The sequence below is a fragment of the Streptomyces sp. WAC03905 genome (assembly GCF_057371075.1).
Map to the genome: position 1 here is coordinate 858463 of NZ_JBXYDZ010000003.1, position 13168 is coordinate 871630.

The 13168-nt window shown below is 73.0% G+C and carries 10 protein-coding genes and 1 pseudogene; 6 read left to right on the plus strand and 5 right to left on the minus strand.

Annotated elements, in window-relative coordinates; genetic code table 11:
- Window positions 1–79 precede the first annotated feature (79 nt).
- Window positions 80–1162, plus strand: a complete 1083-nt coding sequence (locus tag AC2RP6_RS06845; RefSeq protein ID WP_486445369.1) for an FAD-dependent monooxygenase — start codon at window positions 80–82, stop codon at window positions 1160–1162.
- A 54-nt stretch (window positions 1163–1216) separates the two neighbouring features.
- On the opposite strand, the gene AC2RP6_RS06850 is transcribed toward AC2RP6_RS06845, so the two are convergent.
- Together AC2RP6_RS06850 and AC2RP6_RS06855 are read right to left on the minus strand one after the other, a co-directional pair.
- A complete protein-coding gene (locus tag AC2RP6_RS06850) occupies window positions 1217–3454 on the minus strand; it encodes a putative bifunctional diguanylate cyclase/phosphodiesterase (protein WP_486445370.1) in 2238 nt (745 codons plus the stop codon).
- Window positions 3451–4281 carry an SAM-dependent methyltransferase gene (locus AC2RP6_RS06855; protein WP_486450242.1) on the minus strand — a complete coding sequence of 277 codons (831 nt, stop codon included), beginning with the start codon at window positions 4279–4281 and terminating at the stop codon, window positions 3451–3453. The genes AC2RP6_RS06850 and AC2RP6_RS06855 overlap by 4 nt, the downstream gene beginning before the upstream one ends.
- Window positions 4282–4606: 325 nt before the next feature.
- Between AC2RP6_RS06855 and AC2RP6_RS06860 the strand changes: the two genes are divergently transcribed.
- From AC2RP6_RS06860 to AC2RP6_RS06870, 3 genes are all read left to right on the plus strand, one after another.
- On the plus strand, window positions 4607–5353 hold the full coding sequence (locus AC2RP6_RS06860; protein ID WP_486445371.1) for a hypothetical protein: 747 nt from the start codon (window positions 4607–4609) through the stop codon (window positions 5351–5353).
- Between the two features lie 31 nt (window positions 5354–5384).
- Window positions 5385–6155, plus strand: a complete 771-nt coding sequence (locus AC2RP6_RS06865; protein ID WP_486445372.1) for a bestrophin-like domain — start codon at window positions 5385–5387, stop codon at window positions 6153–6155.
- A gap of 183 nt (window positions 6156–6338) precedes the next feature.
- Window positions 6339–7007: a hypothetical protein gene (locus AC2RP6_RS06870; RefSeq protein ID WP_486445373.1), complete on the plus strand. Its 669-nt coding sequence runs from the start codon at window positions 6339–6341 to the stop codon at window positions 7005–7007.
- A gap of 156 nt (window positions 7008–7163) precedes the next feature.
- Here the strand turns inward: AC2RP6_RS06870 and AC2RP6_RS06875 are convergent, their stop codons facing one another.
- Window positions 7164–7682 (minus strand): hypothetical protein, encoded by a 519-nt coding sequence (locus AC2RP6_RS06875; RefSeq protein WP_486445374.1) that lies wholly within the window; start codon window positions 7680–7682, stop codon window positions 7164–7166.
- A 43-nt stretch (window positions 7683–7725) separates the two neighbouring features.
- Here AC2RP6_RS06875 and AC2RP6_RS06880 point away from each other — a divergent pair, with 43 nt between their 5' ends.
- Window positions 7726–7878 (plus strand): hypothetical protein, encoded by a 153-nt coding sequence (locus AC2RP6_RS06880; protein ID WP_486445375.1) that lies wholly within the window; start codon window positions 7726–7728, stop codon window positions 7876–7878.
- Window positions 7879–8057: 179 nt separating this feature from the next.
- Complete coding sequence (locus AC2RP6_RS06885; protein WP_486445376.1) at window positions 8058–8720, plus strand: class F sortase; 663 nt, start codon at window positions 8058–8060, stop codon at window positions 8718–8720.
- A gap of 70 nt (window positions 8721–8790) precedes the next feature.
- Here the strand turns inward: AC2RP6_RS06885 and AC2RP6_RS06890 are convergent, their stop codons facing one another.
- Window positions 8791–9705 carry a polysaccharide deacetylase family protein gene (locus AC2RP6_RS06890; protein WP_486445377.1) on the minus strand — a complete coding sequence of 305 codons (915 nt, stop codon included), beginning with the start codon at window positions 9703–9705 and terminating at the stop codon, window positions 8791–8793.
- A 91-nt stretch (window positions 9706–9796) separates the two neighbouring features.
- Window positions 9797–13100: pseudogene (lysX, locus tag AC2RP6_RS06895) on the minus strand (bifunctional lysylphosphatidylglycerol synthetase/lysine--tRNA ligase LysX).
- Window positions 13101–13168: the final 68 nt, after the last annotated feature.

Sequence of the window (13168 nt, forward strand, 5' to 3'; positions counted from 1 at the left end):
CCGGGTAATTTTTGTAACCGGGTTGCTTTTTTCGTCGGGAGCCGCTTCCCTTGAGTCATCGACGAGGAGAGGACTTCCGATGAACCACCCCACCGACGTGCTGATCGCCGGATCCGGCCCCACCGGGCTGACGCTGGCCTGCGCCCTCGCCCTGCGCGGATACGCCGTCCGCGTCATCGAGCGCCGGGCCGCACCGCACCGCGAGTCCCGGGGCAAGGGAATCCGGGCCGGCAGCCTCGCGATCCTCCAGGAACTCGGCGCGGCCGAGCCGCTGATCGCCGCCGGCACCGCGGGGGTGGTCCTGCGCAAGTACTTCGACGGCGAGCACGTCGGCGACACCCCCACCCCGGCGGACGCCGGCCTGCTGATCGGGCAGTGGCAGACCGAAGAGGCGCTGCGCGACCGGCTCGCCGTACTGGGCGTGCACGTCGAGTACGGGGCGGAGCTCGCGGGCATCGCCCAGGACGAGCACGGGGTGCGGGCCGAACTGGCGGACGGGTCCGTCGTCGTGGCCCGCCATCTCGCCGGGTGCGACGGCGGACGCAGCACCACCCGCACGCTGCTCGGCATCCCCTTCGAGGGGAACGGCGAGCAGGAACCCGCCATGGTCGTCGGCGACGTCAGGGCGCCGGGCCTCGCCCGGGACGTCTGGCACCAGTGGTTCACCTCGGAGGGCAGTGGCCTGCTCCTGTGCCCGATGCCGGGGACCGACACCTTCCAGCTGCAGGCCTCGCCCGAGCGGGACGAGCACGGCGCCGCGCTGCCGCCCTCCCTGGAGGGTTTCCAGCGGATCTTCGACCGGTGCGCCGGGATGCCGGGCATCCGGCTGCAGGACCCCACCTGGCTCTCCTCCTGGCGGGTCAACGTCCGCATGGTCACGCGGATGCGGGAGGGCCGGGTGCTGCTCGCCGGGGATGCCGCGCACGTGCACCCGATAGCCGGCGGCCTCGGCATGAACACCGGCATCGAGGACGCGGCGGCGCTCGGCCGGGCTCTGGCCGCCGCCCTGTCCGGGCCGGACGCGGACGCGGCGCTCGACGCCTACGAGGCGGAACGGCTGCCGGTGGCCGCGAGCGTTCTGGCCGACACCGCGGAGCGGTACCAACGGGTCCTGGAGGCCGTCCGGACCCCCGGGCGCGGGACGGAGGCCGGCCTGGACTGACGCGGCGCCACTCGCCGGAGGCGGGCGCCGGGCCGCCGCGGGCACGGGCAGCCGTCAGGAGGGTGCGGCCACCGCGTCCGAGAGGGACAGGGTGTGGATGCGGTCGGGGGCCCCGGGACGGGCGTAGTACCAGCCCTGGGCGGTGTCGCAGCCCAGCGCGCGCAGCTGGGCGGCCTGGGCGCCGGTCTCCACGCCCTCGACGGTGACGGCGAGTTCGAGGCTGTGGGCCAGCGCGACAATTCCCTCCACGATCTTGACGTCGACCGGGTCGGCGGGCTGCTGCTGCATCCCCCGGGTGAAGGAGCGGTCGAGTTTGAGGACGCTGACGGGCAGGCGCCGCAGGTTGGCCAGGTTGGAGTAGCCGGTTCCGAAGTCGTCGAGGGCGATGTCCACGCCGAGTTCGGCCAGGCGGCGCAGCGGCTCCAGCAGTTCGTCGTCAGCTCCTATCAGGGCCGACTCGGTGACCTCCAGGCACAGCGCACCCGGGGCCAGGCCGGACTTCTCCAGGACCGCCACGGTGTCGGCGACCAGACCCGGGTGGTGCAGCTGGGTCGGCGAGAGGTTGACGTTGATCCGCAGGGCCGCGCCCCCGTGCTCGCGCTGCCAGACACGGGCCTGACGGACGGCCTCCTCCAGGACCCACCGGCCCAGGGGCACGATCAGCCCGGTCCGTTCGGCGAGCGGGATGAAGCGGTCGGGGCCGAGGACCCCGTACTGCGGGTGGGACCAGCGCACCAGTGCCTCGGCGCCGTGCACGGTGCCGTCGCGCATGTGGACCAGCGGCTGGTACTCGATGAAGAACTCGCCGCGCTCCAGCGCCGCCGGCAGGGCGTTGGTCAGTCCGTGCCGGGTGATCGCGCGGGCGTCGGCCTCGGCGTCGGCGAATTCGAAGCGGTTGCCGCCGGCCGCCTTGGCCCGGTACATCGTGATGTCGGCGCTGCGCAGCACCTCGGCCGGGGTGCGCTCCTTGGCGCGGCCCTCGACGATGCCGATGCTGCCCCGGACGGACAGCTCCCGGCCCTCCAGCCGGATCGGCGTCGACAGGGCCGACAGGATGCGGACCGCCAGTTCCGTCACCTTCTCCTCGGTGTCGGAGCCGGTGGTCAGGGCGACGAACTCGTCGCCGCCGAGGCGGGCGACGACCTCGCCGGGACCGGTCGCGCAGCTCTGCAGCCGGTCGGCGACCTCCACCAGCAGCCGGTCCCCCGCCGAGTGCCCGAGGCTGTCGTTGACCGCTTTGAAACCGTCGAGGTCCAGGTAGCACAGACCGTAGCGGTCACCGCCGGAGCCGCTGAGGGCCTTCTCCAGGCGCTCGAAGAACAGGGTCCGGTTGGGCAGGCCGGTGAGGGCGTCGTGAGTGGCCTCGTAGCGCAGGCGCAGGTTCAGCAGCCGGCGTTCGGTGGTGTCCTCCATCAGCGCCAGCTGGTACTGCGGCTTGCCCTCGGCGTCGCGCAGCAGCGACACCGTGAGGTTGGTCCACAGCACGGTCCCGTCGTGGCGGTAGTACGGCTTCTCCACGCGGTAGCTCTCGCGCTCCCCGCGCACCAGCTCGCCGTACATCCGCCAGACGTGCGGGGTGTCGTCGGGGTGGCCCCATTCGCTGACGTTGCGGCTGCGGACGTGTCCCTCCAGACCGCCGAACATCTGCAGCAGCGTGTCGTTGACCTCCAGGACGTTCCCGTCGAGGTCGGCGATGCCGATGCCGACGGCCGCGCCCTCGAAGACCGCCCGGAAGCGCTCCTCGCTCGCGTGCAGGGCCTGCTGGGCGTCGGTGCGGGCGGTCAGCGCGGAGCGGGCGATGGCCTCCTGCTCGGTGAGGGTGCGCTCGCGCAGCGCGCGGGCGTACCCCGCGGCGATGGCGTGCTGGAGCCGGGCGCAGCGCGCGTGGTATTCGGCAGTGGCCTCCACGCCGGAGCCCTCCAGGCCGTCCGGTCCGCAGTAGAGCACCAGATAGGACTCGATCACGCCGAGGGTGCCGGCCAGGGCCTCGGGGTCGGTGCAGTGCACGGCGACGAGGTCGGCGCCCACCCGCTGGGCCACGGCGGCGTCGAAGGGCCGGGCGTGCAGCGCCTCGGTGAGCGTCCGGGTGAGCGGTACGAGGTGCCGTTCGAACTCGGGCCGGGTCAGCGAGGTCGCGGTGACCGGGAAGATCGCCCGACCCCAGATCGTGGCGAAGCGGGAGATCCGGTCCTCGATGCCGCCGTTGGGGGCCGCCGCGGACGGCGCGGTCGGCGCGGGTGCGGGCGCCGCGACGGTGTCCGGCGCGCCCGCCGTCTGTGCAGGAAGTCTCACGCCTTGCGTCCCACGCCGCCGTAGCCGGAGAAGGCGTAGGGGTCCTCCGGCGCCTCGCCGTCCTCCGCGTCCTCGGAGCGGTCCGGACGCCAGTCGGGCATGGAGACCAGACCGGGCTCCAGCATGTCGAACCCTTCGAAGAAGCGGGCGATCCGGTCACCGGTGCGCATGACGAGGGGGTTGCGGATGTCGCGGTAGACGCCGACGGTGCCGCTCGCGACCTCCTCCGTGAGCGGGATGCCCTCGTAGGAGGCGTGAGTGAGGATCAGCAGGCTGCCGGGGGCCAGCGCGTCGCGCAGCTCGGCCACGGCGTCGTACGGCTGGTCCGCGTCCTCCAGGAAGTGCAGGACGGCGACGAGGAGCAGAGCGACCGGCCGGTCGAAGTCGAGGAGCCGGCCGACCTCGGGAGCGGCCAGGATCTCCTTGGGCTTGCGCAGGTCCGCGGCGACGACGCCGGTGTACTCGTCATCCAGGAGGACGGCGTGGCTGTGCGCCACGGCCACCGGGTCGTGGTCGACGTAGACCACGCGGGCCCCGGGGCTGGCGGCCCGGGCGATCTCGTGGACGTTGCCGAAGGTGGGGATGCCGGAGCCGATGTCGAGGAACTGGGTGATGCCCTCGGCGACGGCGTGCCGCACGGCACGGCGCATGAACGCCCGGTTGGCCTGCATGATCTTGGGCAGGCCCGGCATGAATTCCATGGCGCGCCGGGCCGCCTGGCGGTCGACCTCGAAATTGTGGGACCCGCCGAGGTAGTAATCGTAGATGCGGGACACGCTCGGCACCGAGATGTCGATGCCTGGCGGGGCCCAGGCGGGGCGCTCCATCGGGATCTCCAAGCGTTGTTCCTGCGGCGGTCCGTGCGGGGTCGGACTCCTGTCCGAGCCGAATGTACTGATCATTGACCAACAGGGCGAGCAAAAGCGGAAATTGGCGATCCGTTCTTCGTCACACACCAAAGGCGCCCGGCGGCCCCCCGAGGCAAATGACCAGTACCGACAAATCCCTTTTGGGAATTGACCAGATGATGATCGCACTCGCGCGAGGCCGCTGGACACCTGGCTCAAACCTTTCCGGTCGGCACTCCACCCGTTCAGGCGAACCGGGGCCGAGCCCCGCGTGCGTGGGGGCGCGCGGGCCCATGCTCCCCGGGTGAACAGAGCCTGTGCCAGGCGCCTGCTGGCGGTCCCGGTCCTGCTGTGGGCGGCCTTGACCGTCACGCCGGCCGTGGCCGATAGCAGCGCCTACGCGACGACCGACTCCGGCGCCGGCGCGACCGCCTCCACCCTGGTCGCGGCGGCCTCCGGCGACGGCCGCGGACGCGGCCCGGGTGGCGGACATCACGGCGGCGGCCGCCGCTCGGACCGCCCCTCGGACGACCGGGCGGACCACCGGGCGGACCACCGAACGGACCGCTCCGACCACGGAAGACACCGCGGTGGCGGCCGCGGCGGGGGCCACCACGGCGACCCCGACTGCCCTCCCCCGCCGCCGCCCCCGCCGTGCCCGCCGGAGCCGCCTCCGAAGCCCACCCCGCCGCCCCAGCCGACACCCACGCCGCCGCCGAAGCCCACGCCGAAGCCGGTGCCGACCCCGCCGCCCCCTCCCCCGAAGCCCGCCCCGGCGCCGCCCCGGGCGGTGCCCCGGCCCGTGCCGAAGCCCGTCCTGCCCGCGCCGCCACCGCCGAAGCCGGCGCCCGCCCGCCGGGCGGCCGAGGTGCCCGCACCGCCACCGCCGCCGACCCCCGTGGTGACCCCGCCCCCGCGGAAACCGGTGGCCCGCCCGGCGTACCACGCGCAGGCCCGTAAACCGGCCGAGCACCACATCTCGCCGGTCACCTTCACCTTGCTGACCGCGGCTCCCGCGGTGCTCGCGATCGTCGCGCTGCGCCCGCGGTAATCCGCCCACCGTCAATCGATCTGGAGTCATCTTGTCGGAATGGCTCGTCCTGTCCCTCGCGATGGCCGCGGCCTGTGCCGTGGTGCTGTCCATCGCCTTCTTCAATCACCGCAGGATCGGCGAGGACGACGATCCGAACGAGACCCCCGACGTCATCGAGTACATGACGATGATGATCGGGGTGATCTACGCGATCGTGCTGGGCCTGGCCATCGCGGGTGTCTGGGAGGGCCGCGGGGCCGCCCAGGAGTACGTGCGCCAGGAGGCGCAGGCCCTGCACGAGATCAGCGTCCGCTCCCAGGTCTACCCGGCCGAGGTCCGGGCGAGGATCCGGGCCGACGTCGACGCGTACGTCACCTACGTGGTGGACACCGAGTGGAAGGCGATGGCCGACGACGGCGAACTCACGGACCGCGGCGGGGAGCTGCTGGACCGCATCCGCCGGGACGTCACCGACTACGAGCCGCAGACCGACCACGAGGGCCAGGCCTACCAACCGCTCGTCGACCAGGTCGCGGTGGCCGACGACGCCCGCAGCGCACGCGGCGCGAGCGCCGGGGCCACCATGCCGGGGGTGGTCTGGTTCGGGCTGATCACCGGCGCCCTGGTCACGGTCGGCCTGATCTTCACCCTGCAGATCAGGCGCTCGTTCCGGGAGATGCTGCTGGCGGGCCTGTTCAGCGCGCTGATCGCGTTCCTGCTGTTCCTGATCTGGGACTTCGACGCACCGTTCGGCCGGGGGATCTCGGCCACCGCCGAACCGTTCCTCACCCAGTTCTCCCACCTCGACCTCGGCGGCTGACACCGCCCGGCAAACCGGGGACGGGCCTCCCGTCCCCGGTTCGGCCTACGGCCATGCCCCATTCGCCCGTTCCTGATCGCGGGTCCCGCCACCCGCACCTAGCGTGGCGGACATCGAGGCGCACGACCCCCCACGTGCGGAAACCGTTCCGCGGCTGCTCCTCGGGGATCCGGAGAATCAAGCATGGGAGCGATACGTACCTCCGCCACCGCCCTGCTGAGTGCCGGCGCCACGGCCGCCGTACTCACCCTGGGAGCGCTCGGCGCGCCCGCCGCGTTCGCGGCCGGAGCCCGGTCCGAGGCCCGGGCCGTACCCGAGAGCGAGAAGTACGCCGAGAAGTTCGCCGGCACCGTCGCCGAGAGGCACGCGGAGAAGCGCGCCCGGCGGGTCACGTCGTTCGGCTTCACCCTCACCCCCTCGACCGTCGCCCCCGGCGGCCAGGTGGTGCTCGCGGTCAGCGGCTGCAACGCCGCCTACTCCACCGCCTCCTCCGGTGTCTTCGACACCGTGAGCATCGCGCGCGGCCAGACCGTGCGGGTCACCGTGGACCGGGACGCCCGGCCCGGAGCCCTCTACTCCGTCTCCTTCACGTGCAACGGCGAGACCGGCTCGGCCGACCTGACGATCGCCGGCGGCACGACCAGGCCCACCACGAGTTCCACGCGGACGGGCGCGGCCACCGCCCCGGCCCCCGTCACCACCGGCACGACGCTGGGCGTCCGGGGCGGCCTCGGCGGCAGCGTGGCCGGAATGGACCCCGTGGAACTCGGCGCCGGCGCCGGTCTCCTCCTCGCCGCCGCGGGCGGTACGGCCTACGCCCTGCGCCGCAGGGCGGGCGGGCGCGGTCACTGAATCCCCGCGCGAACCCCTTCCCGCGCCAACCCCTCGCACCGCCGGTCGCCCCGGGTCCTCGGGAGGACGCGGGGCGACCGGCGGGAGCGGCGGGAGCGGCGACGGCCGACGCGAACGGTGGCCGACCGGGAAGTCCGACGGTCGGCTCCGGCCGCGTCAGCTCCGGCCGCGGAGCGGGCGGCGACGACGCATCACATGGGCGCCCGCGCCCAGGGCGGAGGCACCGACCAGGCCCGCGCCGATGGCCGTCTCGGCGGTGGACGGGCCGAAGGACCCGCCGATGCCGCCCTGCGAGGGGTTGCCCTCCAGGATGCGGAACCGGGCCGTGGCGATGAGATTGCTGTCGTTGCACTTGACCGACAGCGTGTGGGTGCCCGGCGAGGCGTGGTTGAAGACCCGGACGGTCGCGAACCCGATCGTTCCGGCGGACAGGTTGGCCGGCGAAAAGTTGCCGTGCGAGGTGACGGTACCGCCGTGACCGCAGCCCGCCGCGCTCACCTGCATCGTGGAGCCCTGGTGCACGGCGAACGGATTGACCGAGATGTTGCTGGGGCCGTTCCCGCCCCCGTTCCCGCCCCGGCCACCGGGGTCCTGGTTCGCGGAGGCGAGCGGGGCACTGAGGCCGAGGGCGGCGCAGGCTGCCGCCGTCACGGTAAGAGCGCGCAAGACACGCATGGTGGAACCTCCAGCGGGAAGCGCCCCGGAGCGTCGGCCCCGGATGATCGACGAGAACGCCTCCCACGTCGAACCCTCCGGTCGTACCGCAACCTCCGCATTTCCGGCTTTGGGCCGCCCGGTTGAGCGACACGCCGAAGCACGGCCGATCGAGCTGACGGATCCGCAGGTCACGACCCGTCAGGCATTTATGTGACGATTACCTGGATGGGCGCATCCCTTCCGGCCCCCACCGGCCCCCGCCGCGGCCGCGGCCACCCGTTCGCCCCTCCCCCCTCGCCGACCTGCCGCCCCGGCCTTAGCGTGCGTGAAGCAGGGCGTACAGGGGTGGGACAGGACCGCGGGTCGGGACCCCCGCGTCGGGAAGGGAGAACGATGGGCGAGGACGAGACAGGGCAGTCACGCAAACGCTCACCGTGGGGCGTCATCGCCCTGGTCATGCTCACCGGCCTCGCCATGGTGCGAAACGGCGTGAACATCGACGACGGACCGCCCCAGCCGACCGCGGCCTCGGCCGTCGCGGTGACGGCCGACCAGTTGCCGGCGCATCCGCCGACGCCGCCCGCGGACATGGAGTTGCTGGAGCACTCCTCCGTGCAGCGCATCCGGATCCCCACGATCAGCGTGGACGCGCCGGTGATGACGGTCGGGCTGGACGCGGAGGGCTGGATCGACGCCCCGCCGCCGCAGGACCGCAACCTCGCGGGCTGGTACCTCAACGGCATCTCGCCGGGGCAGCGGGGATCGGCGGTGATCGTGGGCCACGTGGACAACGCGCAGGGCCCGGCGGTCTTCTACGGTCTGGGCTCGGTCAAGCCGGGCAACCACATCGAGGTGGAGCGCTACGACGGGCGCACGGCGGTGTTCGAGGTGTACGGCGTGGAGGTGTTCTCGAAGGACGCCTTCCCCGGGGCCCGGGTGTACGGGGACACCGGGCACGCGGAACTCAGGGTGATCACCTGCGGCGGCGGTTACTCCAAGGCCCGCGGCTACGACGGCAATGTGGTCGTCTTCGCCCGGATGGTCGAGGCCCGCTGAGAACCCCGAACAGGGGGTCCGGGTGTCCCGGCCCCCCTGTTCGGGACGGCGTCCCTGCCCCGCCCCGCTCTCAGTGCGGCGCCACCGCGGACAGGGTGGGCAGCGTCATCCGGTAGCCCCGCGCCAGCAGTTGGGGCAGGTAGGAGGCGATGGCCTGGACGCTCTGCGTCCGGTTGCCCCCGGCGTCGTGCGACAGGACGATCGCGCGCGGACCCGCGCCGCGCATGACCCGGGAGACGATCGTGGTGACGCCCGGCTCCTCCCAGTCCAGGCTGTCCACGGTCCAGGCGAGCGGCTCCATCCCCAGTTCGGCCCCGATCTCGAAGGCCGCCCGGTTCCAGGCCCCGTAAGGTGCCCGGAACCACTGCGGCGCCTCGCCGACGGCCTGCTGCACGACCTCGCTCGTGCGGCCGATCTCGGCGGCGAGGGCGGGCCGGCTCAGCTTGGGGATGAGCGGGTGGGTCCAGGTGTGGTTGCCGATGACGTGGCCCTCGGCGACCATCCGGCGCAGCAGGTCCCGGTTCTCCGTGGCCATCTCGCCGCAGACGAAGAACATGGCCTGCACGCCGTGGCGGCCGAGGGTGTCGAGGATGGCCGGGGTGTAGCGGGGGTCGGGCCCGTCGTCGAAGGTCAGCACCATGGAGCTGGCGGAACCGGCCGCCGCCGGGAGTTCCAGGATGGGCCGGGTCCGCACGGCCGGCTTCACGAGGGCGGGCCGGGCCGGGGCGTCCGCCGTCATGGGGCGCAGCCGGTAGGACTTCTCGGGCAGGGCCCGCGGCAGCGATCCGGGCGCCCCCGCGGCGGGGTTCGGCCCGGGCCCGGCCGCGGGCCCCGGTGCGCTGCCCGCACCCGGCACGCCGGCTGATCCGGGCGTACCGCTCTCGGTGCCGTTACGGGTGGTGATCAGGCCGGCGGCCGCGACTCCGAGGAAGACGGCGGTGCGCAGGAGCACGCGTCGCCCTACTGTCGGCTCGTCTTTTTTCATTATTACTACGTATCAATGACGTCCCCGCAGAAGTCGAGAGGCGCGGACGCGCCCCGTCGCGCTCACTCGTGCGGACCAGCTCCGCGACCGGTCAGCCGCGCCGCACCAGGGGGAAGGGCAGGGTTTCGCGGATCGTCAGGCCCGTGAGGAACATGACGAGGCGGTCCACGCCGATGCCGAGTCCGCCGGTCGGCGGCATCGCGTATTCGAGGGCGTCGAGGAAGTCGTTGTCGAGTTCCATGGCCTCCGGGTCGCCGCCGGCCGCGAGCAGGGACTGGGCGGTGAGCCTGCGCCGCTGCTCGACGGGGTCGGTCAGCTCCGAGTAGGCGGTGCCGAGTTCGGTGCCGAAGGCGACGAGGTCCCAGCGCTCGGCGAGCCGCGGGTCCTTGCGGTGCTGGCGGGTGAGCGGGGAGACGTCGGTCGGGAAGTCCTTGTAGAAGGTGGGGAGTTTCGTCCGCTCCTCCACCAGCCGCTCGTACATCTCCAGGACCACGTCGCCGCGGGTGTCCTCCGGTCCGTGGGGCACCTTGGCCCGGTCGCAGAGCCGGCGCAGCAGGTGCTCCTCGGTGTCGGCGTCGACCTCCTCGCCGAGGGCCTCGCTGATGGCCCCGTACATGGTCTTGACCGGCCAGGGCCCGGAGATGTCGTGGACGACGAGCTTGCCGTCCGGGCCCGCCTTGTGCGCGACCGGTGAGCCGTAGGCCGCGGTGGCGGCCGACTGGATCAGTTCCCGGGTGAGGTCGAGCATGACGTCGTAGTCGGCGAAGGCCTGGTAGGCCTCCAGCATCGTGAACTCGGGGTTGTGCTTGTAGGAGACGCCCTCGTTGCGGAAGGTGCGGCCCATCTCGAAGACCTTCTCCATGCCGCCGACGCAGAGCCGTTTGAGGTACAGCTCGGGGGCGATGCGCAGGTACAGGTCGAGGTCGTAGGCGTTGATGTGGGTGCGGAAGGGCCGGGCGTTGGCGCCGCCGTGGATCTGCTGGAGCATCGGGGTCTCGACCTCCAGGTAGCCGCGGTCGAGCAGGCCCTGGCGCAGGGCCTGGACGGCGCCGGAGCGGGCCCGTACGACGTCGCGCGCCTCGGGGCTGGCGACGAGGTCGAGGTAGCGGCGGCGGACGCGGGCCTCCGGGTCGGCGAGGCCCTTGCGCTTGTCGGGGAGCGGGCGCAGGCACTTGCCGGTGAGCTGCCAGGACCGGACGACGAGGGAGAAGCTCGCCGGTCCTGCTGGCGCCGGGCTCGCCGGTCACCAGCACGTGGTCGCCGAAGTCGACCTGGGAGGTGAAGGAGTCCAGCACCTCGGGGCCGGCCTCGTCACGGGTCAGCATCAGCTGGAGGTCGCCGGACCAGTCGCGCAGGACGGCGAAGACGACGCCGCCGAGGTCGCGCACGACCATCACGCGCCCGGCGAGGGTGACCCGCTCGGCGGTCCGGGCGCCGGGCGGGTGGCTCGGTCGGGCCGCCTTCAGCTGGGCGACGGTGTGGGTGCGCAGGCGGATCCCCACCGGGTAGGGGTCCGTGCCGGAGGCCCGGATGCGGTCCAGTTTGGCGTGGCGTACGCGTACCTGTTCGGGCAGGCGCTCCTCGGGCACGCCCGGGAGCTCCTGCCCCACGGCCTCCAGGCCGAGGGAGTCGATCGGGGGCAGGCCCTCGGTGGTGGCGGGGGCGGTGACTCCCTTGGGGTGGCCGTTGCCCCACAGGGTGCGCAGGCTGGGTACGGAGACGAAGCCCTCGGCGATGCCGGAGGCGAGGCTGACCCGGGCGAGCGAGCCGGCGTCCTGGTAGCAGAGGAACCGCGGGTACCACTCGGGGCCGTACTTGACGTTCGAGCGGTACAGCGCCTCCAGTTGCCACCAGCGGGAGAAGAAGAGCAGCAGCTTGCGCCACACCTTCAGGACGGGACCGGCTCCGATGCGGCCGCCCTCCTCGAATGCGGAGCGGAAGACGGCGAAGTTGAGGGAGATCCGGCGCACGCCGAGGCCGGGGGCGGCGGCGCACAGTTCGGCGACCATGAACTCCATGACGCCGTTGGGCGCGGTGCGGTCGCGGCGCATCAGGTCGAGGGAGATGCCGTCCCGGCCCCAGGGGACGAAGGAGAGCAGGGCGATCAGCTCGCCCTTGTCGTCGAAGGCCTCGACCAGCAGGCAGTCCCCGTCGGCGGGGTCGCCGAGCCGGTCCAGGGCCATGGAGAAGCCCCGTTCGGTCTCGGTGTCCCGCCACCGGTCGGCACGGTCGATGATGGTCCGCATCTCGTCCTCGGAGAGGGCGGAGTGGCGGCGGATGACGGTGGTGGCGCCGGCGCGCCTGACGCGGTTGACGGCCTGGCGGGTGACGCGCATGTCGCGTCCGTCGAGGTCGAAGTGGGCGACGTGCAGGATGGCCTCGTCGCCCAGTTGGAGGGCGCTGAGCCCGGAGCGGGCGTAGGCGGTGGCGCCGTCCTCGGAGGCGCCCATCACGGCGGGCTGCCAGCCGTAGCGGCCGGCCACGGCCAGCCAGGCGTCGATGGCGGGGGTCCAGGCGGCCGGGTCGCCGACGGGGTCGCCGCTGGCGAGGCAGACGCCCGCTTCGACGCGGTAGGTGACGCCGGCCCGGCCGTTGGGGGCGAAGACGACGGCCTTGTCGCGCCGGGTGGCGAAGTATCCGAGCGAGTCGGCCCGCCCGTAGGCGCCGAGCAGCGCCCTGATGCGGGGTTCCTCGTCGCCGTGGAGGGCGGCGGTCAGGCGCTGGGAGCGGAAGAGGGTCGCGGCCGCGTTCAGCAGGGCGGCGGCGCCGAAGAGACCGAGGAGGAAGTACAGCGGCCTGGGCGGGCGGCCGTCGAACTGCCGGGCCGAGAACAGGCCGCCGAAGACCTGCTTGGCGGCCCAGTCCAGCCACTGGCCGCGGGGCAGGGTGCCGGGGAAGAGGGCGACGAGGCCCCAGCCGAGGAGGACGGCGGCGAGCATGCCGAGGCCCAGCACGATCAGGGCGTGCCACAGCGCCCCGGGCCGGGACGCGGCGTAGAACTCCTTGCGGGCGGCGATCAGTACGGCCATGGCGGCGACGGCCAGGGCCAGGGAGGAGATGCCGATCCCGTAGTCGCCGACGGCGATGTCCAGCAGGTCGTCGACGATCAGCAGGGCCAGGTAGGTGATGACCATCCACCAGGCGACCTTCTTGCGGGTGCCGAGGGCCGCGGCGAAGAGGAAGAGGAAGACGGCGTAGGCGAGGTTCGCGCTGACCGGTACGACGATCAGGTCGAGGAACCGCACGAGGTGCCGCAGGAGCCGCCGCAGCGCCGGGGAGAGCGAGAGCAGCGCGCACAGCAGGCCGATCGCCCCGAAGAACGCGCCGAACCCGTCGGGCACCCGGTTCAGGAAGCGGTTCCGGGTTCCGTGCGTCTCCTCCACGGTGGCACTCATGGTTCGCACTGTAGGGAGGGGTGCGCCGGTGCGCGCGCCGAGCGCGTGGGGGCGTCCCGTACGCCACC